Origin of the sequence: Qipengyuania oceanensis (assembly GCF_009827535.1) — a bacterium.
In the GTDB taxonomy this organism is placed as follows: domain Bacteria; phylum Pseudomonadota; class Alphaproteobacteria; order Sphingomonadales; family Sphingomonadaceae; genus Qipengyuania_C; species Qipengyuania_C oceanensis.
The window spans coordinates 1,033,398-1,059,490 of sequence record NZ_WTYN01000001.1; the positions used below are offsets into that span (position 1 = coordinate 1,033,398).

At 66.2% G+C, this 26,093-nt stretch carries 26 protein-coding genes; 4 read left to right on the forward strand and 22 right to left on the reverse strand.

The window, feature by feature from the left end:
* Positions 1-74 precede the first annotated feature (74 nt).
* The 19 genes from ftsA to GRI48_RS05110 all read right to left on the reverse strand — a co-directional run bounded on the left by ftsA (position 75) and on the right by GRI48_RS05110 (position 20,046).
* The gene (gene ftsA / locus GRI48_RS05020) at positions 75-1,355 is read right to left on the reverse strand and encodes a cell division protein FtsA (RefSeq protein WP_160672293.1); all 1,281 of its coding nucleotides are present in this window, start codon (positions 1,353-1,355) and stop codon (positions 75-77) included.
* Positions 1,355-2,263 (reverse strand): cell division protein FtsQ/DivIB, encoded by a 909-nt coding sequence (locus tag GRI48_RS05025; protein ID WP_160672296.1) that lies wholly within the window; start codon positions 2,261-2,263, stop codon positions 1,355-1,357. Before GRI48_RS05025 ends, ftsA begins: the two co-directional genes overlap by 1 nt.
* The gene (locus tag GRI48_RS05030; protein ID WP_419956944.1) at positions 2,256-3,239 is read right to left on the reverse strand and encodes a D-alanine--D-alanine ligase; all 984 of its coding nucleotides are present in this window, start codon (positions 3,237-3,239) and stop codon (positions 2,256-2,258) included. The genes GRI48_RS05025 and GRI48_RS05030 overlap by 8 nt, the downstream gene beginning before the upstream one ends.
* The gene (gene murB, locus GRI48_RS05035) at positions 3,236-4,210 is read right to left on the reverse strand and encodes a UDP-N-acetylmuramate dehydrogenase (RefSeq protein ID WP_160672299.1); all 975 of its coding nucleotides are present in this window, start codon (positions 4,208-4,210) and stop codon (positions 3,236-3,238) included. Before murB ends, GRI48_RS05030 begins: the two co-directional genes overlap by 4 nt.
* A complete protein-coding gene (gene murC, locus GRI48_RS05040; RefSeq protein ID WP_160672302.1) occupies positions 4,207-5,628 on the reverse strand; it encodes a UDP-N-acetylmuramate--L-alanine ligase in 1,422 nt (473 codons plus the stop codon). Before murC ends, murB begins: the two co-directional genes overlap by 4 nt.
* Positions 5,625-6,800 carry an undecaprenyldiphospho-muramoylpentapeptide beta-N-acetylglucosaminyltransferase gene (gene murG / locus GRI48_RS05045; RefSeq protein ID WP_160672307.1) on the reverse strand — a complete coding sequence of 392 codons (1,176 nt, stop codon included), beginning with the start codon at positions 6,798-6,800 and terminating at the stop codon, positions 5,625-5,627. The genes murC and murG overlap by 4 nt, the downstream gene beginning before the upstream one ends.
* Positions 6,797-8,023, reverse strand: a complete 1,227-nt coding sequence (locus GRI48_RS05050) for an FtsW/RodA/SpoVE family cell cycle protein (RefSeq protein ID WP_160672310.1) — start codon at positions 8,021-8,023, stop codon at positions 6,797-6,799. The genes murG and GRI48_RS05050 overlap by 4 nt, the downstream gene beginning before the upstream one ends.
* On the reverse strand, positions 8,020-9,396 hold the full coding sequence (gene murD, locus GRI48_RS05055) for a UDP-N-acetylmuramoyl-L-alanine--D-glutamate ligase (RefSeq protein WP_160672313.1): 1,377 nt from the start codon (positions 9,394-9,396) through the stop codon (positions 8,020-8,022). The genes GRI48_RS05050 and murD overlap by 4 nt, the downstream gene beginning before the upstream one ends.
* Positions 9,393-10,463: a phospho-N-acetylmuramoyl-pentapeptide-transferase gene (mraY, locus tag GRI48_RS05060; protein WP_160672316.1), complete on the reverse strand. Its 1,071-nt coding sequence runs from the start codon at positions 10,461-10,463 to the stop codon at positions 9,393-9,395. The genes murD and mraY overlap by 4 nt, the downstream gene beginning before the upstream one ends.
* A gap of 9 nt (positions 10,464-10,472) precedes the next feature.
* Entirely contained in the window at positions 10,473-11,933 is a 1,461-nt protein-coding gene (locus tag GRI48_RS05065; RefSeq protein WP_160672319.1) for a UDP-N-acetylmuramoyl-tripeptide--D-alanyl-D-alanine ligase, read from the reverse strand.
* Positions 11,930-13,429: a UDP-N-acetylmuramoyl-L-alanyl-D-glutamate--2,6-diaminopimelate ligase gene (locus tag GRI48_RS05070; protein ID WP_160672322.1), complete on the reverse strand. Its 1,500-nt coding sequence runs from the start codon at positions 13,427-13,429 to the stop codon at positions 11,930-11,932. The genes GRI48_RS05065 and GRI48_RS05070 overlap by 4 nt, the downstream gene beginning before the upstream one ends.
* Positions 13,426-15,144 (reverse strand): peptidoglycan D,D-transpeptidase FtsI family protein, encoded by a 1,719-nt coding sequence (locus GRI48_RS05075; RefSeq protein WP_160672325.1) that lies wholly within the window; start codon positions 15,142-15,144, stop codon positions 13,426-13,428. Before GRI48_RS05075 ends, GRI48_RS05070 begins: the two co-directional genes overlap by 4 nt.
* Positions 15,141-15,686: a hypothetical protein gene (locus GRI48_RS05080; protein WP_160672328.1), complete on the reverse strand. Its 546-nt coding sequence runs from the start codon at positions 15,684-15,686 to the stop codon at positions 15,141-15,143. Before GRI48_RS05080 ends, GRI48_RS05075 begins: the two co-directional genes overlap by 4 nt.
* A complete protein-coding gene (rsmH, locus tag GRI48_RS05085; protein ID WP_337190771.1) occupies positions 15,683-16,621 on the reverse strand; it encodes a 16S rRNA (cytosine(1402)-N(4))-methyltransferase RsmH in 939 nt (312 codons plus the stop codon). The genes GRI48_RS05080 and rsmH overlap by 4 nt, the downstream gene beginning before the upstream one ends.
* On the reverse strand, positions 16,618-17,121 hold the full coding sequence (locus GRI48_RS05090; protein ID WP_337190772.1) for a division/cell wall cluster transcriptional repressor MraZ: 504 nt from the start codon (positions 17,119-17,121) through the stop codon (positions 16,618-16,620). Before GRI48_RS05090 ends, rsmH begins: the two co-directional genes overlap by 4 nt.
* A gap of 308 nt (positions 17,122-17,429) precedes the next feature.
* A complete protein-coding gene (locus GRI48_RS05095; protein WP_160672334.1) occupies positions 17,430-18,218 on the reverse strand; it encodes a motility-associated ABC transporter substrate-binding family protein in 789 nt (262 codons plus the stop codon).
* Between the two features lie 10 nt (positions 18,219-18,228).
* Positions 18,229-18,591: a hypothetical protein gene (locus GRI48_RS05100; protein ID WP_237451733.1), complete on the reverse strand. Its 363-nt coding sequence runs from the start codon at positions 18,589-18,591 to the stop codon at positions 18,229-18,231.
* Positions 18,592-18,668: 77 nt separating this feature from the next.
* A complete protein-coding gene (locus GRI48_RS05105; RefSeq protein ID WP_160672337.1) occupies positions 18,669-19,667 on the reverse strand; it encodes a cysteine synthase A in 999 nt (332 codons plus the stop codon).
* A 61-nt stretch (positions 19,668-19,728) separates the two neighbouring features.
* Positions 19,729-20,046, reverse strand: coding sequence for a 2Fe-2S iron-sulfur cluster-binding protein (locus GRI48_RS05110; RefSeq protein ID WP_160672340.1), 318 nt, complete (start codon positions 20,044-20,046; stop codon positions 19,729-19,731).
* Between the two features lie 104 nt (positions 20,047-20,150).
* On the opposite strand from GRI48_RS05110, the gene GRI48_RS05115 reads away from it, so the two are divergent.
* Together GRI48_RS05115 and GRI48_RS05120 are read left to right on the forward strand one after the other, a co-directional pair.
* The gene (locus GRI48_RS05115) at positions 20,151-20,768 is read left to right on the forward strand and encodes a DNA-3-methyladenine glycosylase family protein (RefSeq protein ID WP_160672343.1); all 618 of its coding nucleotides are present in this window, start codon (positions 20,151-20,153) and stop codon (positions 20,766-20,768) included.
* Positions 20,769-20,837: 69 nt separating this feature from the next.
* Positions 20,838-21,644, forward strand: coding sequence for an SDR family oxidoreductase (locus GRI48_RS05120; protein ID WP_160672346.1), 807 nt, complete (start codon positions 20,838-20,840; stop codon positions 21,642-21,644).
* A 12-nt stretch (positions 21,645-21,656) separates the two neighbouring features.
* Here GRI48_RS05120 and GRI48_RS05125 read toward each other — a convergent pair whose 3' ends face one another.
* On the reverse strand, positions 21,657-21,947 hold the full coding sequence (locus tag GRI48_RS05125) for a 4a-hydroxytetrahydrobiopterin dehydratase (protein ID WP_160672349.1): 291 nt from the start codon (positions 21,945-21,947) through the stop codon (positions 21,657-21,659).
* Positions 21,929-23,284 (reverse strand): APC family permease, encoded by a 1,356-nt coding sequence (locus GRI48_RS05130; RefSeq protein ID WP_160672352.1) that lies wholly within the window; start codon positions 23,282-23,284, stop codon positions 21,929-21,931. The genes GRI48_RS05125 and GRI48_RS05130 overlap by 19 nt, the downstream gene beginning before the upstream one ends.
* A 110-nt stretch (positions 23,285-23,394) precedes the next feature.
* Between GRI48_RS05130 and ccmA the strand changes: the two genes are divergently transcribed.
* Both ccmA and GRI48_RS05140 read left to right on the forward strand, forming a co-directional pair.
* Positions 23,395-23,973, forward strand: coding sequence for a heme ABC exporter ATP-binding protein CcmA (gene ccmA, locus GRI48_RS05135; protein WP_160672355.1), 579 nt, complete (start codon positions 23,395-23,397; stop codon positions 23,971-23,973).
* Entirely contained in the window at positions 23,970-24,629 is a 660-nt protein-coding gene (locus tag GRI48_RS05140) for a heme exporter protein CcmB (RefSeq protein WP_160672358.1), read from the forward strand. The genes ccmA and GRI48_RS05140 overlap by 4 nt, the downstream gene beginning before the upstream one ends.
* Positions 24,630-25,248: 619 nt before the next feature.
* Here GRI48_RS05140 and map read toward each other — a convergent pair.
* Positions 25,249-26,076 carry a type I methionyl aminopeptidase gene (gene map, locus GRI48_RS05145; RefSeq protein WP_160672361.1) on the reverse strand — a complete coding sequence of 276 codons (828 nt, stop codon included), beginning with the start codon at positions 26,074-26,076 and terminating at the stop codon, positions 25,249-25,251.
* Positions 26,077-26,093: the final 17 nt, after the last annotated feature.

The following is a 26,093-nucleotide window of genomic DNA, read 5'->3' on the forward strand; positions in this document are numbered from 1 at the left end:
AAACGGTTAACGCTACGGATAGGACTTGCGCCCTTATCCACAAGCATCATCGTCAATTGCGCCTGTTTTGACACTCAGAAATACTCTCGAACGGCGCGCCAGACGCGCTGGGCCAGTTCGGCGCCCGAATAACGGTGGGTCGGCTGGTAACCCGAACCGATCGAGCGGATGTCCACCGGATCGTCGGCGGCGTAGAGACACAGCCCCGCCAGCGTCGCGAAACCGGGCACGGAATGGGCTTCGGGAAGCCCCCTCAACGCCGGCGGCTTGCCGATCCGGACCGAGCAGCCGAGCGCGCTCTGCGCGTATTCGGCGATTCCGGCGAGTTCGGCTCCGCCGCCGGTCAGGACGACCTGGCCGCCACGGCGCGAAGTGAAGCCCATCGCCTTGAGCGTACGGCCAACCTCGTCGGTCAGCTGCGACAATTGCGCGGTCACGATCGCGACCAGTTCTGCCCGCGGGATGCGATTGTTCTCGTCCGCGCCGCGCGCGTGCGGGCCGGTGCCCTCGTCTCCCGGCCCGTTGATCGGGATCATCTCCCGGTGGTCGGACGGGCTGGCGATGGCCGATCCCGCGACGCATTTCAGTCGCTCTGCCTGGAAGCGCCGGATCCCCAGCGCGGAGGCGATCGCATCGGTGATGTCGTTCGAGCCGAACTGCACCGTCTTGAGGCCGGCGAGCATCCCGCCCGCGTGGACCGAGACATTGGTGACCTCGCCGCCGATCTCGACCAGCCCGACACCCATTTCCCGCTCCTCGGCGGTGAGGCAGGCGTAGCTCGCCGCGAGCGGGGCCGCGACCACCGCCTCGACATCGAGATGGGCATTCTGGACCGCCTCGATGAGGTTCTTTACCGGTGCGCCTTCGGCCAGCATCACGTGGATATCGACGCCCAGCGCCTCGGCGTGGAGGCCCTTGGGATTGGCGACGCCGTGCGCTCCGTCTAGCGTGTAGTGCGCGGGCAGTGCGTGCAGCACCATGCGTCCGTCCGGGTGGATCGTCTCGCGCGCTGCGACCAGCAGGTGCTCGATGTCCTCCTGCTCGATCCGGCGTCCGCCGATGTCGATCTCTACCTTGCTGATGGAGCTCGAAAGGCCGGCACCCGCGCAGGCGATCCAGACGCTGGAAATGCTCGTTCCGGCGTTCTTTTCCGCCCGCTCGACAGCATCGCGAATGGCGTAGGTGGCTGCCGCAATGTCGGTGACATAGCCGCGCTTGATCCCGCGGCTGGCACGGTGGCCCGAGCCGAGCACGATCATCTCGCCCGTTTCGGACATCCCGAGGATCATGGCCGAGACGCGGAAGCTGCCGATGTTCACCGCGCCGAAGACGCGGGCGATGCGTGGATTGGCCATCAGCTGCCTCCTTCCTTCGCGGCGATCACCTGCTGAGCGCGCCCCGGCACCCGCATGTAGATCCGTTCGGGCACGCGCATGTCGAAGCTCGCGACCTTGCCGCCGATCAGCCTGTTCGTCCCGTCGAGCCGGGCGAATGAGACCAGTGCGGTTGCCGCCTTGTCCTCGCCATGCGGGAGAGCGAGCATCTGGCCGGTCTTGAAAGTCAGGTTCCAGCGGCGGTTGCCGACCCACTCGGCCTCGCTCACCTGCGGCTGGAGCGCCGGCGCGGCATCGAGCAGCTTGGCAAGATCGGGAACCTGGTTGGCAGCGCCGGGGCCGGAGAGGACCAGCATGTCCTTGGCCGCGGCCGGCTTGATCGGTTCGAGTTCGTTGCCTTCGAGGTCGATCAGCACCATCCGTCCCGGCTTCTTGAGCACGGCGTGTGGCACACGCTCGACGATGTCGATCGCCAGCATGTCGGGCAGCTGGCGCGAAACGCGCGCGTCCTTGACCCAGCTGAGCGCCAGCAATTCGCTGCGGAGCGTTTCGAGATCGACCAGCGGCATCGGCCGGTCGCGCTCGGCCAGCGCCCGCTCGTATACCTTGAGCTCGTTCATGCGCTCGACCCCGGTCACCCGGACCCGGCGCACTTCGAAGCCCGCATCCGATGCCAGCGAAGCGACCTGGTGCTGCGCCATCGCGGGGACGCCTGCCAGGCTCGCGACGAACCAGGCGAGCGCCACCGCGGCACCGATGATGATGGCGAAGAATATCCGCTGCATCTGCTCCTCGGTGAAGGGCAGCAATGCCATCGCCGAATCCATCATCGAGAAGGTTTTCGCCTTCGCCTTGCGGCGCGTATTCGAACGCCCACGCGCGGCGGCGGCTCGCCGAACGGTCTGCCCTCCGCGCTTTACCTTAGCCATTGCCCTTGCCCCCGGATCCTGCCCCATGATCGCGCAATGCGGCGGCGACGATCATTTCGACCAGCTCGCCATATTCGATGCCATTGTGTTTCGCCTGCTCGGGCACGAGGCTCAGCGGCGTCATACCCGGCTGCGTGTTCGTCTCGAGCACGAACAACCCGTCCTCGCCGCGCTCGTCGTCCCAGCGAAAATCCGTCCTGCTGGTCCCCTTGCAACCGAGCAGGCGATGCGCCTCCAGTGCATATTTGCAGCACAGGCGCTCGATCTCTTCGGGAATTTCCGCCGGATAGACGTGGGTCGTCACCCCGTCGGTGTACTTGTGTTCGAAATCGTAGAAGCCGGACTCGATGATGAGCTCGGTCACGCCGAGCGCTTTCGGACCTTCCGCCGTATCGATCACCGCCGCGGTCAGCTCGTGCCCGCGGATGAAGGGTTCGGCGAGCAACTGGTCGAATTTCTGCCACGGGCCTTCGGCATCGCGCATGATCGGATTGCCGACGTTGCTGTCTTCCGTGACGATCGCGACCCCGACCGAGGAACCTTCGTTCACCGGCTTGAGCACATAGGGGCGCTGCATCGGGTCGCGTTCGTAAAGCTCCGCGCTCTTCACGATCCGGCCGCCGGGCATCGGCACCCCATGCGGGACGAGCGCCTGCTTGGTCAGTTCCTTGTCGATCGCGATGACCGAGGTCGCAAGGCCCGAATGGGTATAGGGCACACCCATCAGGTCGAGCATTCCTTGCACCGTGCCGTCTTCGCCCGGCACGCCGTGGAGCGCGTTGAAGACGACGTCCGGCGCGGCCTCGGCGATGCGCGCGGCGACCTGCCGGTCCATGTCGATGCGGGTGACTTCATGGCCGCGTTCTTCCAGCGCCTTGGCGACGCCTTCGCCGCTCATGAGGCTGACGGGACGCTCGTTGGCCCAGCCGCCCATGAGGACGGCGACGTGGAGCTTGCGGTCGAGGATGTCGCTCACGGCCGGCCCACCCGCTGGATTTCCCAATGCAGCTCGATACCGGAATTCTCGTACACGCGGCGCTTCACTTCCTCGCCTAGCCCCTCGATATCGGCGCTGGTCGCATCGCCGGTGTTGATCAGGAAATTGGTGTGTTTCTCGCTCACCTGCGCACCGCCCACGGCGAGACCCCGACACCCGGCCTCGTCGATCAGCTTCCAGGCCTTGTGGCCCTCGGGATTCTTGAATGTCGAGCCGCCGGTCTTGGATCGCAGGGGCTGCGATTCCTCGCGCGCCTGCGCGATGCGATCCATCTCGCGGCCGATTTCCGCCGGATCGCCCGGTTCGCCCTGGAACCGCGCCGAGACGACCACCGCGCCCGCAGGCAGCGCCGAATGGCGGTAGGAATAGCGCAAGTCTTCGACCGGCAGGGTGACCAGGCTGCCGCCCGGCATGATCACGTCGCAATCGATAAGCACGTCGGAGACCTCGCGGCCATAGGCGCCGCCGTTCATCCGCACGAAACCGCCGACCGTGCCGGGGATGCCGCGCATGAATTCTAGGCCCGCCACGCCGCAATCGCGTGCCGCGCTGGCAACGAGGATGCCGTGTGCGCCAGCGCCGCATCGGACCACGCACGTCTCGTCGTCGATCGTCACGTCGGCAAAGCTCTTGCCGAGCTTGACCACCACGCCCGGCACGCCGCCGTCGCGCACGATCATGTTCGAACCGAGCCCCAGCGCCATGACCGGAACGTCGGGCGAGAGCTGGTTGAGGAAGGTTCTGAGATCGTCGAGGTCCGCAGGTTCGAACAGCCAGTCCGCCTTACCGCCAGCCTTGAACCAGACGAGCTTGGCGAGCGGTGCATTGGGCGTGATCGTCCCGCGAATGCCCGCGCTCGGGATATCGGCGGCCCACGCCTCCTCGACCTCGCAGTCGGGGGCCATGCCGTCGTCCCAGTTCCACACGTCGTCGGGCTGCTCCATGCTCATGCGGCCCCGGCAGCCTGTTCGATGGCCTTGGGCAGGCCCGCAGCCCATTTGGTGATGTCGCCAGCGCCGAGGCAGACCACGTAGTCGCCGTCGTGCAGGCTCCCGGCCAGTTGCTGCGCCAGTTCCTCGGGCCCGGCGACCTTGCTCGCCGCACGGTGACCGCGCGACTTGAGACCGGCGACCAGCGTGTCCGCATCCACGCCCTCGATCGGATCCTCGCCCGCTGCGTAGACCGGCGTCACATAGACCTGGTCGGCCTCGTTGAAGCAGCTCTGGAACTCGTCCATCAGGTCGCGCAGGCGGGTGTAGCGGTGCGGCTGGACGACCGCGATGACCCGGCCTTCGGTTGCCGAGGCAGCTTCGCGCGCCGCGCTCAGCACAGCGCGGATCTCGACCGGGTGGTGCGCGTAATCGTCGATCACCGTCGCACCCATGGCGGTGCCGACCCTGGTGAAGCGCCGTCGCACGCCGCCGAATTCGCCGAAGCCGCTGCAGATGACCTCGTTCGAACAGCCCATCTCGATCGCCACGGCAATCGCGGCGAGCGCGTTCTGGACGTTGTGGCGCCCCGGCATCGGCAGCCTGACGTTCTCGATCCGGCGGTCTTCCTCGCCGCGCTGGCGCACGATCACGTCGAAGGCGTTGCCGCCCGCTTCGGGCCGCACGTTCACGCCGCAGATGTCGGCCTGCAGGTTGAAGCCGTAGGTGACGACGCGCCGGTCGCGGACCTTGCCGATCACCGCCTGCACTTCGGGATGGTCGATGCACAGCACCGCCGCGCCATAGAACGGGACGTTGTGGATGAACTCGACGAAGGCGCTCTTCACCCCGTCGAAGTCGCCGTAATGATCGAGGTGTTCGGGATCGATATTGGTGACGACCGCGATCGTCCCGTCGAGGCGCAGGAAGCTGCCGTCGCTCTCGTCCGCCTCGACCACCATCCAGTCGCTGTCCCCGAGCCGCGCGTTCGAGCCGTATTGCTCGATGATGCCGCCGTTGATGACGGTCGGATCGACATGGCCTGCATCGAGCAGCGCCGCGATCATGCTGGTCGTCGTCGTCTTGCCGTGGGTTCCGGCCACGGCGACGGTGTTCTTCAGCCGCATCAGTTCGGCGAGCATTTCCGCGCGGCGCACCACCGGGATGCGGTTTTCGAGTGCATAGGCGACTTCGGGATTGGTCCGCTTGACCGCGGTGGAAGTCACGACGACGGCTGCGCCCTCGACGTTATCCTTCTCGTGCCCGATCATGACCGAGATGCCCTGCGACCGCAGCCGCTCGACGCTAGGGCCCTCGTTGAGGTCGGAGCCCTGAACCGTGTAGCCGAGGTTGTTCATCACCTCGGCGATGCCGGACATGCCGATCCCGCCGATGCCGACGAAGTGAATGGTCCCGATGTCGGTCCCCACGCCTTTCATGCCGCGTCCCCCGCGTATCGTTCCTCGCGCTCGCCGACCGGCTCGTCCGCCAGCCGGATCACGTCCATCAGTTCGCTGCCGCCGAAGCTCTCGACGAGGTCGGCCAGTTCCTCGACCGCCTTGGGCCGCCCGCAGTTCCACGCGGCATGGGCTGCATTGGCGAGCGTGCCGGGATCCTGCGCGATGGCCTGGATCTGCTTGGCGAGTTCCTTTGGCGTGAAGGCTTCCTGCCGGATGGCCCGCGCGCCGCCCGCCCTGGTCATCTCGCGCGTGTTGGCCGCTTGGTGATCGTCTGTCGCGATCGGCAGCGGGACGAGGATTGCGGGACGCCCGACGGCGGTCAGCTCGGCGATCGAAGAAGCGCCGGCGCGCCCGATGAATAGGTGGGCGTGGGCGAGCCGCGCGGCCATGTCCTCGAAATAGGTGCCGAGTTCGGCGGGAATGTCATGCGTGCGATAGCGTTCGCGCACCGCCTCGAGGTCTTCCGGGCGGCACTGCTGGGTGACCTGCAGTCGCTGGCGCAGCGCCGGCTGGAGCATGGAAAGGCCGTCCGGCACGACGAGGCTGAGAACGCTCGCGCCCTGGCTGCCGCCCGTGACCAGCACCCGCAGCAAGCCGTCCTCGGTGAACGGCGGGAACGGCTCGTCGCGCAGCGCGAGGACCTCGGCGCGAACCGGATTGCCGACGAGATGGACCTTGTCGCGGTGCTTGGCCTTCAGCCGGTCGATATCGGGATAGGCGGTCGCGATCGCATCCACCTGCCCCGCCAGCATCCGGTTGACGCGCCCGAGAACGGCGTTCTGTTCGTGAACCACGCTGCCGATCCCCGCCCCGGTCGAAGCGAGCAGCGCGGGAAAGGCAGGATAGCCGCCGAAGCCGACGACGGCGCTCGGCTGGAAACTGTCGAACAGGCGCAGCGCCATGCGCCGCCCCTCCATGATCGCAGCGGCCCCTTTGAACCAGCTCAGCGGGTTCCTGGTGATCCGGCCGGCGGGAAGAACATGCGCGGGCATGAAATCGGGTTTGCCGGGGATCTTCGCGCCGCGTTCGTCGGTGATGAGCGCAACGTGATGACCGCGCCGATCGAGTTCGGTTGCCAGCGCGAAGGCCGGGATGAGGTGCCCGCCCGTTCCGCCCGCCGCGAGAACGTAGTGCCGCGTCGCGCCGCTCATTTCCGCGCCACCTTCGCTTCGAGCAGGGCGACGAGGCCCGGCGTCTCGCGCCGCAGGAAGGGATTGCGCCGGGTCAGCGCCAGCAGCAGCCCCACCGCGAGGCAGACCGCGATCGTCGAGGATCCGCCGTAGCTTACCAGCGGCAGCGTCATGCCCTTGGACGGGAACAGCTGCAGGTTGACGAGGATGTTGATGAAGGCCTGGCCACCGATCTGCGTCGCAAGGCCCGCCGCCGCGAGAAGGGTGAACAGGTCTTCCTCGTCCACCAGCCGGATCAGCACGCGCATCAGGATGGCGAGATAGAGCAGCACCACCAGCGCGCAGACCAGCAGGCCGAATTCCTCGCCGATGACCGAGAAGATGTAGTCGGTATGCGCTTCGGGCAGGTTCATCTTGCGAATGCCCAGCCACATGCCGCTCCCGGTCCAGCCGCCGGCCAGCAGCGTGCGGCTGGCAAGGTCGACCTGGTCGAAGGCCGTGCCGCCGAACAGGAAGTCGTCGATACGATGGCGCGCGTTGTCGTAGATGAAATAGGTAACCGTCAGCAGCGCGAAGGTTCCGCCGATCAGCGCCGCCAGCCGCTTCACCGGCACGCCCGCGAGAAGCACCAGCACGAACCACACGCCGCCGAACAGGATGGTGTCGCCAAGGTTCGGCTGCAGCATCAGCAGCGCCGCGACGAGGCCCATGCAGGCCGTCGCCAGGCCGAGCACGGGGATGTTCGGATCGCGGTTCTTCCACGATATGACCCAGGCGAGGAAGATCGCGAAACCGGGCTTAAGGAACTCGGACGGCTGGAACCGGATGCCGAGATTGATCCAGCGCCGCGATCCGTTGACCTCGCTGCCGAGCACCGGGACCAGCAGCAGCGCGCAGAACATGGCGACTGCCAGCACGATGCCGAGGCGACGCGCGTTCTCGCGGCTGAGCATGGATGCGCCGATCATCGCGGCGATCGCCATCACCTGCCAGGCGATATGCTGCCAGTAGAAATAGAGATCGGGAAGCCGCTTGGCGGCAGTCGAGAGCCGGTCGGCACTGGCGGGCGAGGCGGCGGCGACCGCCACCGTGCCGATCGCCATCAGCGTCAGGATCAGACCGAGCAGCACACGATCGATCTCGCGCCACCAGATCTTGACTTCGGCCTTGCGCGAGCCGCGATAGGTCTCGATACGCGGGGCGCGCTCGCCGGAACGCGGGAGATAGGGCTGCTGCAGGCTCATGCGCCCACCTCGCAGCAGATCGCGTCGCCCGTTTCGTATTCGCCGCTGGTCAACGCCCTGACGATCGAGCGGAACTGGTCGCCGCGCGCCTCGTAATCCTTGAACTGGTCGAAGCTGGCACAGGCGGGCGACAGCAGCACGACTTCGCCGGGCCGGGCAGCGTCCATCGCCTGCTTGACCGCCTCGCACAGCATTTCGGATCGGCTGACCCTGGTGCCCTTGCCCTCGAGCTCGTCGGCGAAGGCGGGTCCGGCATCGCCGATGGTATATGCCGCCGCCACATTGCCGAGATGCGCTTCGCACTCCTGCAGGCCCGGCTCCTTGGGAAGTCCTCCGAGGATCCAGTGGATGCGCGCGCCCCCGCCGTTGATGCCGGGATCGGGCGGATAGGCGGCGAGAGCCGGCGCGGCGGAAGCCTGGTTGGTCGCCTTGCTATCGTTGATGAAGAGCACACCGCCGTGATCGGCGACCAGCTCCATGCGGTGCGGCAGGCCGGTGAAGGTTCGGAGGCTCTCGCGGATTTTCTCCAGCGTGACACCCAGGATGTCGCAAACCTCGATCGCCGCTGCCGCGTTTTCCAGATTGTGCGGTCCTTGAAGGGAGGGCCACTCGTCCTGTTCGCCTGCATCGACGCCGCGATGACGCAGTACATCTTCAAGGACGCTGGCGATCAAACCTTCGGCAAAGCGGCCAAGCGAGCGAGCGTCGGTGAAGCGCGCGATGGAATTGTGCCCTGCCGACTGCATTGCGAAAAGCCGCGCCTTGCTCGCCGCATATTTCTCGAAGCTGCCGTCGTAGCGATCGAGATGATCTGGCGTGATGTTGAGCAGCACCGCGACATCGCAATCGAGGCTCTGCGTCAGGTCGATCTGGTAGCTCGACAGCTCGAGGACGTAGACGCCACCTTCAGGCAGCGGCTCCTGCTCCATGATCGGGATGCCGATATTGCCGCCCATCAGCGTCGGCACGCCGGCTTCTTTCAGGATGTGATGCACCAGTGCGGTCGTGGTCGACTTGCCATTGGTCCCGGTAATGCCGACGACCTTGTGCGGAGGCAGGCTCGCGCGGGCCTGCGCGAACAATTCGATATCGCCGATCACCGGCACGCCATAGTTCGCGGCATGGGCGCTGATCGGATGGGTGTTGAGCGGCACTCCCGGCGACACGACCACGCCCGCATAGCCGGTAAGGTCCGTCTCCAGCGGGTCGGCCAGCTCTACCCGGCCCGCAACCTTGTCCCGCGCATTATCCTGCCGGTCCCACGCCGTGACCTCGGCCTCGCTCGCCAGCAGCGCATTGACCGTCGCCAGCCCCGAACGGGCTAGGCCCAGCACGGCATAGCGCTTCCCGGCAAAGGCGGGCGAGGTAATCACCGCAGCTTCAGCGTCGCGAGCCCGGCGATCGCCAGCACGATCGAGATGATCCAGAACCGGATCACGACCGTGCTCTCGCTCCAGCCGAGCTGTTCGAAATGGTGGTGGATCGGCGCCATGCGAAACACGCGCCTGCCGGTCCGCTTGAACCAGAAGACCTGGATGATGACCGACAGCGCCTCGAGCACGAACAGCCCGCCGACGATGGCGAGCACGATCTCGTGATGGCTTGCCACCGCGATCGCGCCGAGCGCCCCGCCCAGTGCCAGCGATCCGGTATCGCCCATGAAGACCGCGGCCGGCGGCGCGTTGAACCACAGGAAGGCAAGCCCCGCCCCCATGATCGCGCCGCCGAAGACGGCCAACTCGCCCGCACCCTCGACGTAGGGGATGCCGAGATATTCGGAGTAGTCGACGCGGCCGACGAGATACGCGATCAGCGCGAAGGTGCCCGCCGCGATGATCACCGGCATGGTGGCAAGCCCGTCGAGCCCGTCGGTCAGGTTCACCGCATTGCCCGCCCCGACGATCACGAAGGCGGCGAAGACGTAATAGAACCAGCCGAGTTCGACCCCGAGGAAGTTGAAGAACGGCACGTAGAGGAAGGTGCTGACCTGCCCGACGATGATCCAGGAAGCGATGCCCGCCACCACGAATTCCATCAGCAGGCGGACCTTGCCCGACACTCCCTTGTGGCTCGCCTTGGAAACCTTGTCGTAATCATCGAGGAAGCCGATCAGCCCGAACCCGCCCGTCACCGCGAGGCAGGCCCACATGAACGGGTTGGTGACGTCCATCCACAGCAGCAGCGAAATCGTCAGCGAGACGAGGATCATCAGCCCGCCCATGGTCGGCGTGCCGCGCTTGGCGAGATGCGTTTGCGGCCCGTCCTCGCGGATCGGCTGGCCCTTGCCCTGGCGCACGCGCAGCATGTTGATGAATCGCGGACCGATCAGCAGCCCGATGACGAGCGCCGTGATCAGCGTCGCGCCGACGCGGAAGGTCTGGTAGCGTATGAGGTTCAATACGCCTTCGAAACCCAGCCACTCGGCAATCAGATATAGCATCTCGTATTCCTAGCCCGCCCCGCGATCCGCAGCCTGCGCGAAATGGGCGACAACCTTGCCCAGCCCGACCGAGTTGGAGCCCTTGACCAGCACCGCGTCTCCCGCGGTCAGGCCGAAGTCCTCCAGCGCCTCGATAGCCGAAGCCGGATCATCGCAATGCGCGAAGCTCAGGGGGTTGCCAAGCGGATGGGCCGAGGGTTTCCCCAACTCGCGCGCGAGCGCCCGCATCTCCTCGCCGACCAGGATTGCGAAATCGACCTTCGCATCGTGGATCGGCTCTGCCAACTGGGCATGGAACCCGGCGGCGAAATCGCCCAGTTCCTTCATGCTGCCGAGCACCGCGACCCGGCGCGTGGCAGGCGTCTGGCCAAGCTGGCGCAGGGTCGCGCGCATGCTCGCGGGATTGGCATTGTAGCTTTCGTCGATCAGCAGCGCCGTGCCGCCCGGGGCAGGAACGCGATGGCGCGCGCCGCGGCCCTTGAGACCGCCCATCTCGGCCAGCGCCAGGCCCGCCGCACCCAGGTCACCGCCCGCAGCGCTCACCGCGGCGACAACGCACAGGGCATTGGAAATCCAGTGTTCGCCCGGCTCGGCGACAGTGAAGCACAGCCGCGCATCCGCCATCGCGGCTGTCACCAGCGTCCCGCCATGGCTGACCGGAATGGCATCGAGCAATCGCACGTCGGCGTGGTCGGCCTTGCCGAAGGACACGATCCGTGCACCGGCGGCCTCGGCATGGCGCTTCAGTCGCTCGAAATGCGGGCTGTCGGCGGGGATGACGGCCGTGCCGCCTTCGACCAGGCCGGAGAAGATCTCGCCCTTGGCATCGGCGATCGCTTCCTCGCTGCCAAGGTTCTCGATATGCGCGGGCGCGATGGTAGTGACGACCGCGACATGCGGGCGCGCCTGCACGGTCAGGCCGGCGATCTCGCCTGCGTGATTCATCCCCATCTCGAAAATGCCGAAGCGGCTGCGCACGGGCATCCGCGCCAGGCTCAACGGCACGCCGACATGGTTGTTGTAGCTGCGGACCGAGCGATGAGCCGCACCGCGGCTAGAGCGATCGAGCGCCGCGAAGATGGCTTCCTTGACGCCCGTCTTGCCGACCGAGCCAGTGACCGCGATCCGCACTGCCTGCGCCCGGTCGCGCGCCGCTGCGGCCAGCGCTTCCAGTGCGACGGTGGTGTCCGCGACCAGCACGTGCGGGCCATCGACCGGCCGATCGACGAGTGCGCCGGCAGCGCCCTTGCCGAATGCCATTTCGACGAAGCGGTGGCCGTCCATCGCCTCGCCCTTGAGCGCCACGAAAAGGTCGCCCGGACGCACGTCGCGCGAATCCATCTCTACATTGGCGACCTGGAATTCAACCGAAGCCGTGCCGCCGGTAACGCGTGCGATCTCGTCCGACGTCCATAGCGCCAGCGGCAGGCTGTCCTGCTCTGTAACCGGCCATTTGAGCAGTGCGCTCATGCATTTCCTCCCTGAGCGGCAGCACATTCGCGCGCCACCGCCACGTCGTCGAAGGGCAGGACTTTCATGTCCGCCGCGCGCCCGATGATCTGTCCCTGTTCGTGTCCCTTGCCCGCGACTAGGACGATGTCCTGTGGGCCTGCGTCGCGAATAGCCGCCTGGATCGCTTCTCGCCGGTCGCCGATCTCGAACAGCGCGTGCTCGCCCTTCGCCCCCTCGGCTCCGGCCATCACGGCCCGCCGGATCGCGGCGGCATCCTCGCCGCGCGGATTGTCGTCGGTGACGATGATGACGTCCGAATGGCGGGCAGCGGCGGCGCCCATCGGGGCGCGCTTGCCTGCATCGCGGTCCCCGCCCGCCCCGAATACCGTGATGAGCCGGGCGTTGGGATGCTCGGCGACATGCGGGCGCAAGGCTGCGATCGCGGCCTCTAGCGCATCCGGGGTGTGGGCGTAGTCGATGTAGACCGGCGCGCCGCTCTGCGCGATGGCTGCCCGTTCGAGCCGCCCGCGCACCGGCTGCAGCCGAGCGATGTTCGAAAGCGTCGTCAGCGGGTCGCCGCCGGTCGCGATGACCAGCGCTGCGGCGGTCAGTGCGTTCGCGGCCTGGTAGGCGCCGATCAGCGGCAATTGCAGCTTGCGCGTCTCGCCGTCGAATTCGACTTCCAGTTCCTGACCCAGCTGCGTCGGCGTGTGGGCGAGCAGGCGGATGAAGTCGCCCTGCTCGCCCACGGTCAGCACGCGCGCGCAGCAAGTGCGCGCATGCTCTGCAGCCATTGCCGTCCACTCGTCGCCGCCGGTCCACACGACGGCGGTCGCGTTCTCGTCGGTGACTTCGGAGAACAGCCGCATCTTGGCAGCGAAATAGTTCTCCATCGTCTCGTGGTAATCGAGGTGGTCGCGGCTGAAATTGGTGAACGCGGCGGCGCGCACTTTCACGCCCTCGTTGCGGTATTGCGACAGGCCGTGGCTCGATGCCTCGTACGCGACATGGGTAACGCCTTCGCGCGCGAGGCCGGTCAGGTTCGACAGGAAAGTGACGATGTCGGGCGTGGTCAGCCCGGTGGAGACGCTACCGTCGGGCGTGGTCACACCGAGCGTGCCGATGCTGGCAGCCCGCTCGCCAGCCATCCGCCACAACTTGCGCGTCATCTCGACGGTCGAGGTCTTGCCGTTGGTCCCGGTGACGGCGACGATGGTGTCGGGAACCGGCGTGAAGAATTGCGCGGCGAGATTGGCGAAGGCGCGGCGCGGCTCGGCATCTGCGATATGGAGCGCGCGTTCGACACGGGCTTCCGGCCGTGCGACCACGGCGACCGCGCCCGCTTCCACGGCAGCAGGAATGAAATCCTCGCCATTGACGCTCGCGCCCCGGAACGCGCCGAACACCGTGCCCGGCGCGACCTTGCGATGATCGATGGCGAAGCCGGTGACATTGGTGTCGCCTGCATCCACGCCCGTCATGCCCGCCCCCTCGAGGATGCGCGCCAACTTCAACTGTGGTCCCCGACCAGCGGCTTGAGGTCCGAAATGTCGACGTCACGGTGTTCATCGGGCTGCACACCGAGGATCGGCCCGATCCGCGGGACCAGCTTGCCGACGATTGGAGCCGCGTTCCAGGCGGCGGTGCGCTGGAAGGAACTGGCGACCGTGCCGCGCGGCTCGTCGAGCATGGCGATCACGACATAGCGCGGATTGTCCATCGGAAAGGCTGCGGCAAAGGTCGAGACGAGCGTGGTCTTGCGGTAGCCGCCCGCGCCCGGCTTTTCCGCCGAGCCGGTCTTACCGCCGACCCGGAAACCCGGTGCATCGGCGTTGCGGCCCGTGCCGTAGAGCGAAATCATCCGCAGCAACTGGCGCATGCGCGACGAAGTCGATTCCTTGAACACGCGGCTCCCGCGCACTTCCTTGCCTTCGGCGACCTTGTGCAGCGTCGCCGGACGCCAGATGCCGCCGTTGACCATTGCCGCATACGCGCTCGCAAGGTGCAGCGGGGTCACCGCGATACCGTGACCGTAGCCGACCGTCATCGCCCGCAGGCGGGGCCACTTGCCGCTCGCCCAGATGGGGAATCCACGCGCCGGCAGTTCGATGTAAGCGCGCTCGTTCATGTGCAGTCGGCGCATGTAGTCCTGCATGACCGCCGGGGTCATCTGGTCGACGATCTGCGCGGTGCCGACGTTGGAGGAATGAATCAGCACGTCCGGCACGTTGATCGACTGGCCGATCACGTGGCTGTCGCTGATCGTGAAGCCGCCGACACGCATCGGCAGGCCGGAATAGGTCTGGCTCATGCGGGTCAGCGCGCCGCTGTCGATCGCAGCGGCGACGGTCAGCGGCTTGAAGGTCGAGCCGAGTTCGTAGACCTGGTTGGTCACCCGGTTGAACATGAGCTTCTCGCCCTCGGCGTCGATCCGATTGGGATCGAATTCCGGAAGGCTTGCAAGGCCCATGACCTCACCGGTATCGACGTCCAGCACCACGCCTGCAGCACCGGTCGCATTGACCGCGAGCATGCCCTTGCGCAGTTCGTCCTCGAGCGCGCCCTGCACCCGCATGTCGATCGAAAGCGGTATGGGATCGCCGCGCGTGGCCGGATCGAGCAGCCGTTCATCGAGCACGGCTTCCATGCCTACGCGGCCGTGACCGTCGGCGGCAACGAAGCCGAGGACGTGCGCACCCATCGAACCTTGCGGATAATGCCGGTCCGTTTCCTGCGGCATTTCGAGGGCGATTTCGCCGATGCCCTGCACCAGGTTCGCCTCTTCGGGAAGTACCCGGCGGCGCAGATAGCCCGACCGGCCCGAGGCGAGCCGCTCGGCGATTTCGGCCTCGTCGAGATCGGGGAAGATGGCGACGAGTTCTGCCGCGACCTGCTGCGGCGTCTTGACCAGCGCCGCACCATCCTCGCCCAGCGCCTTGGGATTGAACCACAGTGCATAGGCGGGGAATGCGCGTGCAAGCGGCACGCCGTTGCGATCGGTGATCTCGCCACGCGGCGGCAGCAGGGCGTCATGGAGCGAGGTGGTGATGACCGCCTTGTCGCTCAGCCCGAGATAGAAGATGCGCGCCACCGCCAGCGATGCGACGAAGGCGAACAGCAGCGCGACCCACAGCACCCGCAGCCGCGCCGTATCGAGCGACTTCCTGCGTATGCTGACCAGCTGCACGCGACCGGTCGAGATCGCCGTGCTGACCGTTACCGCATTCATTCGACGACCTCTGCGACCCGGGCGACGAGGGGAGTGGCTTCACCGAAGGCGCGCGCGAAATCATCGGCGGCAGACGCCTTGATCTCCATCTGCCCCGGCTTCTTTGCCGAAGGCGATTGCACGCGGTCGGCCTGGGCGACGCGCTGGCCGCTGATGGGCGAAACCATTGCATCCAGCGCTTCCGGCGAAGGCGCGGCGTCGGGTGCACGCGCCACGCGGATCGGCGAGGGGGCGTTCATCCCGCGCGGCGCGCCGAGGCTGGCGAGCTGGCGCACTCCGGAAATATACTGGTCGGCGCGCGGGGCCTTGTAGCCGAATTCGATCGCGTTCCAGTCGGCAAGCTGCTGCTGGTTCGCGCGCGCCTGGAATTCGGTTTCGAGCAGCAGTTTCTCGCGTTCGAGCTGGACGATCTGCCGCTCGGCGAGGCGCACCTCGCTCTTCACCGAGTTGACTTGGAAGGTGAGCGCGATGAAGCAACCGAAGCTGATGCTCAGCGCAAACAGCCAGCCGATCTGGCGCAGCCGGGATCCGCGCGACATCATGCGGCAAGCTCCCGTGCGGGGGCGCCGGTGCGGACCGCGTGACGCAGGACCGCCGAGCGCGAGCGCGGGTTGCGCGCGATCTCGGCCTCGGTGGCTCGGACGGCCTTCGATACTTTCGTGAAAACCGCCGGGTCGTTCGCCACCACGGGCAAGTGGCGCGAACCGCCGGTGCTGGCGGATGCCTCTCGCAGGAAGCGCTTGACGATCCGGTCCTCGAGGCTGTGAAAGCTGACCACCGCGAGCTTGCCGCCCTCCCCCAGCAGCTGCTCGGCACCGGAAAGCCCCTCGCGCAGTTCGTCGAGCTCGCCGTTCACGTGGATGCGGATCGCCTGGAAGGTGCGGGTCGCCGGGTCCTTCTTGTCATGCGGCTTGTGGCCCAGCGCCCGGCGCACGATGCCAGCCAGTTCGCCAGTCGTCTCCAGCGGCCGCGCGGCGACGATGGCGCGCGCGACGCGGCGGGACTGGCGCTCCTCGCCATAGGTATAGAGCACGTCGGCGATCGCATCGGCATCCGCCGAGTTCAGGAAATCTGCCGCGCTGGTGCCATCCTGGCTCATCCGCATGTCGAGCGGGCCGTCGAGCGAAAAGGCGAAACCGCGCTCCGCCTGGTCGAGCTGCATGGAAGAAACCCCGATATCCATCACCACGCCGTCGACGCGGGACAATCCCGATTCGGCGAGCGCGTTAACCATTTCGGAGAATCGGCGCGGATGGAGAATGAGGCGCGGCGGGTTTTCCCCCGTCTCGCGCCACGTGCGACCCGAGGCAATTGCGTCGGGGTCTCTATCGAACGCGTGGACAGTCGCACCTGCATCGAGCAGGGCGCGCGTATATCCACCCGCGCCGAATGTCGCATCGACGATGACGTCGCCGGGCCGTGGGGCCAGCGCGGCGATCACCTCGTCGAGGAGAACGGGGATGTGGGGAGCGTTCACTTGCGCTTCCCCTTGGCTTCGGCCTCGGCCGTGAGACTGGCGCAGGCCGCCTGCGCGGCGGCCCATTCGGGACCCATCGCCTGCAACCTGGCAGGATTCCAGATCGTGAAAAACCGGCCCGCGCCCTGGAAATACAGCCCACCGTCGTCGATCCCGGCCAGATCGCGCAGGTGGTCGGGCAGGACGAAGCGGCCGCTGTCGTCGAAGGGAAGCTCGACGAAGCCGAACAGGTGCATGGCGCGCAGGTCGCGATCGAATTCAGCCTGCATGCGGATCGCGCGCTCTTCCTCGCGGTCAAGCTGCTCGTCGAGTTCGTTCTTGCGGGAGAGGCCGAAACCGGTGAGGCAATCCCAGCGATCGTGCTTGGCGAGACACAGGACCCGGCCGTCGCTCGATTCCTTGACCGCCTTGCGGAAGAGCGGGGGCAGCGTGAAGCGGCCCTTGTCGCCCGAGGGCGAAAAGGCCTGACCGCTATATCCTCCGAAAGACACTCCCGACACCTCGCCCCATCCCCTGTTTGGGCCGCATTTGCCGGACACAGCTTCCCCGCCGCCGCCCGCGCATGTTGACGGGAGGCCTGGCTCGCTTTCGCGAAGCCGGGCAGGAACACTCTGTCCGATGGAATATCTTGTTAACTCGGGAACTTCCGGGATGGAAGGGAAAATTGCGGGATTTCACGGGAAAACTCGGTAAATGTATGATTTACCGTGCTTTTCCTTATTAACCTTTGCTCCGCCTGCACGTGGCTAAGGCACGCAAATCCAAGCAATTGCGCGGGTATTTGCCAAGTCATCAAGCAGCGCACCGATCATTCCCGCGATTTCCCCGTTTTGCCCCGACTCGACTCGAAAGCCCGAACGACCAGCACGTCCAGTCCAGCGGTGCGTCCGCCTTCCTTCTCGCCGTTCTCGATCAGCGTCGCGTCTGCGACGATCAGCGCACGCCCGGCCCCGATGGCGCAATCCGCGACCAGGCCATCGGCAAGCAGCGCGCAGTCCGAAGGTTCGCCCCCGGCCGGTGCGCGCTTCACGAAATGCCCGGCAAGGCTGACCGGTATCGTGGCTTCGCCCAGCGAAACCGTCCGGATGCCGTCCGGCTGGTCCTCGTCGAACAGCAGTTCAAGGCCCCAGCGCGCGAGGATCGGCGAGATGAGCACCACGTCCTGCGGCCTGCGCCGGTCCCCGATATGGAAGCGTGATTCGGCCGAAAGATAGGGATCGGCGAACATCAGCAGTCGCCCGCCGTCCCGCACCCAGGCATCGAGCTCGACATTTTCCGCACCCGAGAGCGCGCGCGGTTGCGCGAGGATCGCCCGGTCCATTTCGGCAAGGCCGCGATCGCCATCGAGCGTGTCGAGCGGCACGAGCCGATAGTCACTTTCCAGTGCGGTGCGGACCCAGTGTGTTGCGGCGGCACCGGACAGCATCTCGTTCACGTCGGCGACTTCGCCCCAATAGATGGGCAGCGTGGCGAACAGGCCGAGTTGCGGCTTGCGCGCCTCCTCGGACACGACATCCACTTGCCCGTCCTCGACCTGGCCGAACATCCCGCCCGACCACCAGAGTGCACTTGCAAGAAGCGCGGCCAGCAGGGCCATCACGAGCGCCCTACTGCGCGGGAACGGCATCGCCCTGCTCCGGCATCACGGCGGTCTCCTGCTGGGCCGACGCGGTCGGCTCTGCGGGAAGGTCGGGCACGATGCCGGCATCGGCCAGCGGATCGTTCTTGGGCGTTCCGGTCGAAGGCTCGACGGTGGGTGCAGCCTGGGGCACGGCAGTCGCATCGATCTGGTTGGCGCGCTCGTAAATGAGCGTGGCAAGCCCGATCAGGATGACCATACCGAGCAGTCCGCCGACGCCGATCCGCAGGCGCTGCATCGATTCATCACGCGTGCCGGCAAGCGGCGCGATCTCGGCTGGACGCTGCATCGCATAGGGGTCGACGCGATTTTCGAAGGGATCTGTGGCCATCGCTGCAGGCTAGAGCCTGCGCCGCGCCTGTCAATTTTCGTGCAATCGGCTCGCAACCGGCAATCGCTCGAGGGCTGTCAGTCCCGCTCGAGCCAGTCGAACACCGGCAGGCCTTTTTCGCGCAGCCACGCAGCGTTGTAGAGCGTGGAGAGGTAGCGAAAGCCGGTGTCGCACAGGATCGTCGCCACGCGCGGGTTCTCGACGCCGTCGGCCTTGAGCTGCTTGGCGAGCGCGACCGCGCCCGCGACGTTGATCCCGCTCGACAGGCCGAGGCACAGGCCTTCTTCCTGCAGCAGGCGGGCGACCCATGCGAGACCTTCCTCGTCGGAGATGCGGAACTGCGTATCGATCGGCGCACCTTCGAGATTGGCGGTGATCCGCCCCTGTCCGATGCCCTCGGCGACCGAACTGCCTTCCGATTTCAGCTCGCCATGCGCGTAGTAATCGTAAAGCGCCGCACCATGAGGATCGGTCAGCGCGATCCGGATCTTCTCGTCGAATTCCTTGAGACCCATCCCCACGCCGGCGATCGTACCACCGGTGCCCGCAGCGCAGGTGAAGCCATCGACCCGGCCGTCCAGCTGCTCCCAGATTTCCTTCGCCGTGCCTTCGATATGCGCCTTGCGGTTGGCTGTGTTGTCGAACTGGTTGGCCCAGATCGCGCCGGCGGTTTCCTCGGCCAGCCGCCGCGAGACGTGCACGAAGTGGTTCTTGTCGGAATATTTGGTCGGCGGCACGGTGACCAGCTCCGCGCCGAGCGCACGCAGCGTCGCCATCTTCTCCTGGCTCTGGTTGTCCGGCATCACGATGATCGTGCGATAGCCCAGCGCATTGGCGACCAGCGCCAGGCCGATGCCGGTGTTTCCCGCCGTACCTTCGACGACGCAGCCGCCCGGCTTGAGCTCGCCGCGCGCTTCCGCGTCACGGATGATATAGAGCGCGGCGCGGTCCTTCACCGAAGCGCCGGGATTGGTGAATTCGCATTTGCCGTAGATTTCGCAGCCGGCCTCCGCGCTGGGTCCTTGCAGCAGGACGAGCGGGGTGTTGCCGATCAGGTCAAGCGTCGTTGTTGTCATGGCGGCTGGTTAGGCAGGGAGGACCGCACCGGCAACGCAGATGGCCTTTGCGCGGTAGAACTCAGTCTTCCGGCGCGATCGTGACCTTGAGACCGTCGAGCTCGTCACCGAACGGGATCTGGCACGAAAGGCGCGAGTTCTCGGTCCGGTGGTCGCTGCTTTCCAGCAGGTCGTCCTCGTCCTCGCTCATCGCCGGCAGCTTGTCCTTGAATGCCGGGTCCACATGGATGTGGCAGGTCGCGCACGAACAGCAGCCGCCGCACAGCGCCAGCAGCTCGTCGAAACCATTGTCGCGGATCGCTTCCATCACGGTCAGGCCGTCGTCGACATCGATCGCGGATTCCGTACCGTAGCGGTCAGTGACGATAAGCTTGGGCATCGAGGGTTTCCTGTGTTGCTGCGACCTCGCAGGTCTTGCGCGCGGCTGCTAAGGCGTGTCCGGCGATTTGGCAAGACAGCCAATATGAGAGGGAGCGGCACAGGATGGGCCTTTCACAAGCGCGCCTGAACGAGGGTATCGACCACGTAGCAGCCCAGGAGCCGAAGGTGGCCGCCGCGCTCGACCGGGTCGGCTATCCCGAACCGCGCATCCGCGAAACGGGCTACAAGACCTTGCTGCGCACGATCGTCGGCCAGCAGGTGAGCGTCGCGGCTGCAACATCGATGTGGAACAAGCTGGAAGCGGAACTGGGCGAAGACTTCACCCCGGCCTGCCTGCTCGGCCGCGACTTCGACACCTTGCGCGCATGCGGGCTCTCGCGCCAGAAACAGGGTTATGCGCGCTCCCTGTGCGAACTGGTCACGGCCGGCGCGGTCGATTTCGACGCGCTGCCGGCGGACGACGAGGAAGCCATTGCCGAACTGACCCAGATCAAGGGCATCGGCCGCTGGTCGGCGGAAATCTACCTCCTGTTCGCCGAAGGGCGCGGCGACATGTGGCCGGCCGGCGACCTGGCCGTGCAGGAAGGCCTGCGGCGTATCCTCGATCTCTCCGAGCGTCCGTCGGAAAAGGAAACCCGCGCGCTTGCCGAAGGGTGGAGCCCCCATCGCGGTGCAATGGCGATCTTCACCTGGCACGCCTATGCCAACCCGGCTCTCTGACCCGGCTGATTCTGCCTGCTGACATTGCTGTCAGTCGCGGCTAACCTGTCCGCCGAGGGAGAGACAGGCATGAGCGAACGCAAGGCAATTTTCATCACCGGCGGCGGGTCCGGCATCGGGCGCGCGACCGCGCTCTATTTCGCCAAGCGCGGCTGGTTTGTCGGCATCGGCGATATCGACGCGCTCGGCATGGAGGTCACGCTCGACCAGATCGGCAACGGCTTCAGCTACATGGTCGATCTTGATGTGCGCGACCGTGCTGCCTGGGACCGGGCACTGGACACCTTCTCCACTGCCACCGGCGGGCGGATCGATGTCATGTTCAACAACGCCGGCATCGGGATCGACGGTCCGATCGTCGACAACACCGTCGAGGAGATCGAGCGCTGCCTCGATATCAACCTCAAGGGCGTGATCTTCGGCGCGCAGGCCGCCTTCCCGCACCTGAGGAAAACGGCGCCCGGCTCGGCCCTCATCAATACCGCGAGCGCTGCCGCGATCTGGGGCGTGCCAAATCTTTCGGTCTATTCGGCGACGAAGTTCGGCGTGCGCTCGATCACCGAGGCGCTCGATATCGAGTGGGCGGAGAGCGGCATCAGGGTGGCCTCGCTCATGCCCGGCTTCATCGATACCCCGATCCTCGATTCGGTCACGTCCGACCAGTCGAACATGAGCGGCAAGCAGCAGTTGCTCGAAGCGGGCATGGAAGTGAACCCGGTCGAGGTCGTGCCCGAAGTCGTCTGGAACGCGGTTCATGGCAACGACGTGCATTATACCGTCGGCAAGATGGCGAAGCGGGTGCGCCGCGCGGCGCGCTGGTTCCCGAACCGCGTCCGCAAGGAGATGAAGGCCGCCGGCGCCTCAATGGGCAACTGACGGCGGCAGGGGTCAGAGCAGCGCGTCGATCGCGGAAGCCATATCCGCATCGCGCTGCGACAAGCCGCCCGCGTCATGCGTGGTCAGCGTGAGTTCGACCCGGTTGTAGACGTTGAACCATTCGGGATGGTGGTCGGCCTTGTCGGCCAGCAGCGCCACGCGGGTCATGAAGCCGAACGCCTCGTTGAAATCGGCGAATTCCAGCTTGCGCTCGATCGCCTTGCCGTCGCGCGCGAGACCCCACCCCGGGTGGTCGGCGAGCAGCTGGTCGCGTTGGGCCTGTGTCAGTTCGGCAATCGCCATCGGCTATCTTCCTCCGTTGGCTCGAGCAAGGCCCGGCGCTTGAGCACGAAGACATAGAGCACCCAGGCCGAGCCGACCACCACGAAGCCCGAAAATCCGTAGAACGGATCCTGCACGATGAAGATCACCATCAGCACCGTGTTCAGCGCCGCAGCGAGAACGATCGTCCACGGGTACCACGGCGTCCGGAAGGGACGCTCGAGATCGGGTTCCGCGCGGCGCAGGCCGATCACCGCGAGGATAGCGAGCACGGTTACGCCCTGGTTGATGGATACACCCATCGACAGGAGTTGATTGTACCCCCCGGCGAGAATGATGAGCGCCGCGGCGATAACTGTGAACAGCATCGCGGGCATCGGGGTGCCCCGCTTGTCGACGTGCGCCAGCAGTTCCGGCAGGACCTGCGCCCGCGCCAGCGCATAGACCAGACGGCTGCTCGTCATCGTCGAGAGGTTGCCGATCGCCCCGACAGAGAGCACGCCAAACAGCGTCAGCAGGTAATCCGCCCGCTCCCCGAAAACTATCCCGGCAGCATCTGCCGCCACGAGATTGGACCCTGCCATCGTGTCCGGCGTCATCACATGGAGCATCGCCAGGTTCACCAGCAGGTAGATCACTGCAACGCCGATGATACCGCCGAAGACCGCGCGCGGTATCTGCTTACCCGGATTCTCGATCTCTTCCCCGTAGAAGACGACATCCCACCATCCGTTGTAGGTTCCGATAACGACCAGCAATGCGGTACCGAGCGGCAACCAGCCGGCGCGCAGAAGCTCGGCTTGCGGCTCGGCGACCGTTTCGATCGGCGGGCCGGAAAACAGCGCCACGATAAGCCCCACGAGCATCGCGCCCTTCAGCGCGGAAAACAGGATCTGCGTGCCGCCGGTCGTTCGCGTTCCCAGCGCATTGAGCAGCGCGAACAGGGCGATTACGCCCACCCCCAGCTCGACCTCGGACCAGGCACCGCCGCCGATGCCGAGCCGCAACATGAACTCGCCCGTCACCAGTGCAAGGATCGAGATCGTCGCGATGAAGGTCAGCAGGAGCGTGAAGGCCGCCAGCACCGCCAGCCGTTCGCCGAACGCACGATAGATGAACGCGTACACGCCGCCCGCACGCGGTATTGCGGCGCCCAGTTCGGCGAATGCCGAGGCGGAGACGATCGCGATCAGCGCGCCCGTGACCCATATCGCGATGATCACCGACGCCGATCCCGTCGCCTCGGCGACTATGCCCGGCGTGCGCAAGATACCCTGGCCGATGACGCTGCCCACGACAGCGGCCACGCCGAACACCAGCCCGAGCACGCGCAGTAATTGATTGCCTGATTTTCGCATCGGGAGCCCCCTTCCCACGCGACCGCAGAGGAACCTGCACGGCCAGGACCCGGGCGGCAAGGCCAATCGCGCCTTGGCAGTGCCGCCATCCCCGCTTATCGCCCTTGCCCATGCAAGGGGCCTCGCTTTCCGTCACCGATCTCGCGTGCCGCAGGGGCGACCGCGTGCTGTTCGCAGGGCTGTCCTTCGCGCTCGATGCCGGCGAAGCCCTTCGTGTCGCCGGGCCGAACGGCACCGGCAAGACGAGCCTGCTGCGGATCGTCGCCGGACTGCTACGACCCATGCGAGGCGGCTTGCGCCGCGAAGGCGCCGTCGGGCTGGTGGACGAACGCCCCGCTCTCGACCCGGAGCTGCCGCTCGGCCGCGCGCTCGATTTCTGGGCGGGTATCGACGGGGCACGGGAAGCTGCGAGCGAGCGGCTGGGCCTTGCCGAGCTGCTCGACGTGCCGGTGCGCTATCTCTCCACCGGCCAGAAGAAGCGCGCGGCGCTTGCCCGCCTTCTGGCGCAGGATGCGCCGATCTGGTTGCTCGACGAGCCGCTGAACGGCCTCGATACGGACGGTGCTGCGCTGGTAGAGGAGTTGCTGCGCCAGCATTGCTCAGGCGGCGGGGTGGCGCTGGTCGCCTCGCACCAGCCGATTGCCATGCCGGGCGACGAAACCATCCGGATCGAGGATTTCCGGCCGTGAGCGCGCTCTGGCCGCTGCTCAGGCGCGACCTGCGCCAACTGCTGCTCGGGGGAACCCGCGGCGGGGCGATGCTCCCGCTCCTGTTCTTCCTCGCGGTGGCGATGCTCTATCCCTTCGCGGTCGGGCCCGATGCGCCTCTCCTGGCGCGGACCGGAGGCGGAGTGATCTGGGTCGCCGCGCTGCTTGCGAGCATATTGCCGCTCGACCGGCTGGTCGCGCCGGACCTCGAACTCGGCACCTTCGACCAGCTCGCGATCCGCGGCGTGTCGGAGGAAGCGGCGATGGCAGCGCGCCTGCTGGCACACTGGCTCAGCTTCGGCCCGCTCCTGTTGCTCGCGACCCTGCCCGCAGCAGCGCTCCTCAACCTCTCCGGCGACACCTTGCGTCTGTTGCTGCTCGGCTTGCTGGCCGGAACGCCGGGGCTGGCGGCGATCGGGCTGACGATCGCAGCGCTGACCGCCAGCCTGCGGGGAGGAGCCGCGCTCGCCGGACTGCTGCTGATCCCGCTCGCTGTGCCGCTGTTGATTTTCGGCGCGGGGAGCCTCGCGCGCGGGGATGTCTCGGGAGTGGCGCTATGCGGCGCGATCAGCCTGGTGCTGGTGGCGCTGACACCCTTTGCGGCCGGAGCGGCGATCAGGGCGGCGCGGGAAGGTTAGGCAATGTCCGGTAACAACCCAATTGCAGGCATACCGGTAGTGAAAAATCCGAGCATCTATCGGTATGTGCCGCAAGCAGCACAAAAGGCGGCTTGAGCAGTTCGCAACGGCTTACCGCAACTTTTGCAGGGTGGACCAAAATCGATCAGCCGGTGGTGAAGCACGGCATTGAAGTTTGTCTCGTCGAAATCGGTGATTTCATTATATTTGCGCAACATCTCATCATGGCTTGGCCCACATGCGATAATCTGTGCCCACTCTTGCTGTCCGACGACAGGGACTTCGAGCTTGCAGCGCCAGCAATAGAGTAACTTGACCAACAGATGACCCCCTTGCATCTTCCCATTTAGTCAATGTTCTCAGAAGGAACTAAAAGCAATGCCTGGGCCACGCATACCTTGTCGTGTTGGGGGTAAGACTTACCCAGCCGTCAATACTGCGCTCAAATCTTTGGCAGTCTTTCACAGGACGAAGCAGCAAGATCGCCAAGCCTTGCGTGAACGCTTGAAAGCGGGAGAGTCCGCAGATCTTGCTGGTCATACATTTGAGCCGGGCTAGCGATCAATTCAATGCGCTAGACGTCCGCTTTCCACCCGCAAGCGGACATAAGCCGTCCCGCTCAATACGGCGGTTTGTGCAGGCCCTTGGGACTTTCGGTAAAGATTTCGGCGCCGGTCTCGGTCAGGCCGATCGAGTGCTCGAACTGTGCCGAGAGGGACTTGTCGCGGGTCACCGCAGTCCAGCAGTCGTTGAGCAGCTTCACGTGCGGGCGGCCGAGGTTGATCATCGGTTCGATGGTGAAGAACATGCCGGGCTTCAGCTCCGGCCCCGTCCCCGCCTTTGCCGCGTGGACGACCTCGGGCGCATCATGGAACAGCCGGCCGAGGCCGTGGCCGCAGAAATCGCGCACCACGCCATAGCGGAACTGGCGCGCATGCGCCTCGATCGCAGCGCCGATGTCGCCCAGCCGCGCGCCGGGCTGCGAGGCTGCCTCGATCCCCAGCATAAGACATTCGTAGGTCACGTCGACCAGGCGCCGCGCCTTCAACGGCACGTCGCCGACGAGGAACATGCGGCTCGTGTCGCCGTGCCAGCCGTCGAGCAGCGGGGTCACGTCGATGTTGACGATGTCGCCGTCCTTCAGCGCCTTGTCCGACGGAATGCCGTGGCACACGACATGGTTGATCGAGATGCAGCAGCTGTGCTCGTACCCGCGATAGCCCATGGTCGCCGGCACCGCGCCGCCATCGAGAGTCATTTCGCGCACCTTGTCGTCGAGCGCACCGGTGGTGACGCCGGGTTCGACCATCGTGGTCAGCTCGTCGAGGATCTGCGCCGCCAGCCGTCCGGCCTTGCGCATTCCTTCGAAGCCCTCAGGCCCGTGGAGCTTGATGGTCCCGTCACGATAGACGGTCTGGTCGCTGTCGATTACCTGATATTCTGTCATGCGCGCCGATGTAGCGA

Excerpts from the sequence above, each read along its gene's own strand:
- ftsA (WP_160672293.1), bottom strand. The coding sequence starts at position 1,355 with ATGGCCAATCCACGCATCGCCCGCGTCTTCGGCGCGGTGAACATCGGC.
- GRI48_RS05025 (WP_160672296.1), bottom strand. The coding sequence starts at position 2,263 with ATGGCTAAGGTAAAGCGCGGAGGGCAGACCGTTCGGCGAGCCGCCGCC.
- murB (WP_160672299.1), bottom strand. The coding sequence starts at position 4,210 with ATGAGCATGGAGCAGCCCGACGACGTGTGGAACTGGGACGACGGCATG.
- murC (WP_160672302.1), bottom strand. The coding sequence starts at position 5,628 with ATGAAAGGCGTGGGGACCGACATCGGGACCATTCACTTCGTCGGCATC.
- murG (WP_160672307.1), bottom strand. The coding sequence starts at position 6,800 with ATGAGCGGCGCGACGCGGCACTACGTTCTCGCGGCGGGCGGAACGGGC.
- GRI48_RS05050 (WP_160672310.1), bottom strand. The coding sequence starts at position 8,023 with ATGAGCCTGCAGCAGCCCTATCTCCCGCGTTCCGGCGAGCGCGCCCCG.
- mraY (WP_160672316.1), bottom strand. The coding sequence starts at position 10,463 with ATGCTATATCTGATTGCCGAGTGGCTGGGTTTCGAAGGCGTATTGAAC.
- GRI48_RS05065 (WP_160672319.1), bottom strand. The coding sequence starts at position 11,933 with ATGAGCGCACTGCTCAAATGGCCGGTTACAGAGCAGGACAGCCTGCCG.
- GRI48_RS05075 (WP_160672325.1), bottom strand. The coding sequence starts at position 15,144 with ATGAATGCGGTAACGGTCAGCACGGCGATCTCGACCGGTCGCGTGCAG.
- GRI48_RS05080 (WP_160672328.1), bottom strand. The coding sequence starts at position 15,686 with ATGATGTCGCGCGGATCCCGGCTGCGCCAGATCGGCTGGCTGTTTGCG.
- GRI48_RS05095 (WP_160672334.1), bottom strand. The coding sequence starts at position 18,218 with ATGGCCCTGCTGGCCGCGCTTCTTGCAAGTGCACTCTGGTGGTCGGGC.
- GRI48_RS05100 (WP_237451733.1), bottom strand. The coding sequence starts at position 18,591 with ATGGCCACAGATCCCTTCGAAAATCGCGTCGACCCCTATGCGATGCAG.
- GRI48_RS05105 (WP_160672337.1), bottom strand. The coding sequence starts at position 19,667 with ATGACAACAACGACGCTTGACCTGATCGGCAACACCCCGCTCGTCCTG.
- GRI48_RS05110 (WP_160672340.1), bottom strand. The coding sequence starts at position 20,046 with ATGCCCAAGCTTATCGTCACTGACCGCTACGGTACGGAATCCGCGATC.
- GRI48_RS05115 (WP_160672343.1), top strand. The coding sequence starts at position 20,151 with ATGGGCCTTTCACAAGCGCGCCTGAACGAGGGTATCGACCACGTAGCA.
- GRI48_RS05120 (WP_160672346.1), top strand. The coding sequence starts at position 20,838 with ATGAGCGAACGCAAGGCAATTTTCATCACCGGCGGCGGGTCCGGCATC.
- GRI48_RS05125 (WP_160672349.1), bottom strand. The coding sequence starts at position 21,947 with ATGGCGATTGCCGAACTGACACAGGCCCAACGCGACCAGCTGCTCGCC.
- GRI48_RS05130 (WP_160672352.1), bottom strand. The coding sequence starts at position 23,284 with ATGCGAAAATCAGGCAATCAATTACTGCGCGTGCTCGGGCTGGTGTTC.
- ccmA (WP_160672355.1), top strand. The coding sequence starts at position 23,395 with ATGCAAGGGGCCTCGCTTTCCGTCACCGATCTCGCGTGCCGCAGGGGC.
- map (WP_160672361.1), bottom strand. The coding sequence starts at position 26,076 with ATGACAGAATATCAGGTAATCGACAGCGACCAGACCGTCTATCGTGAC.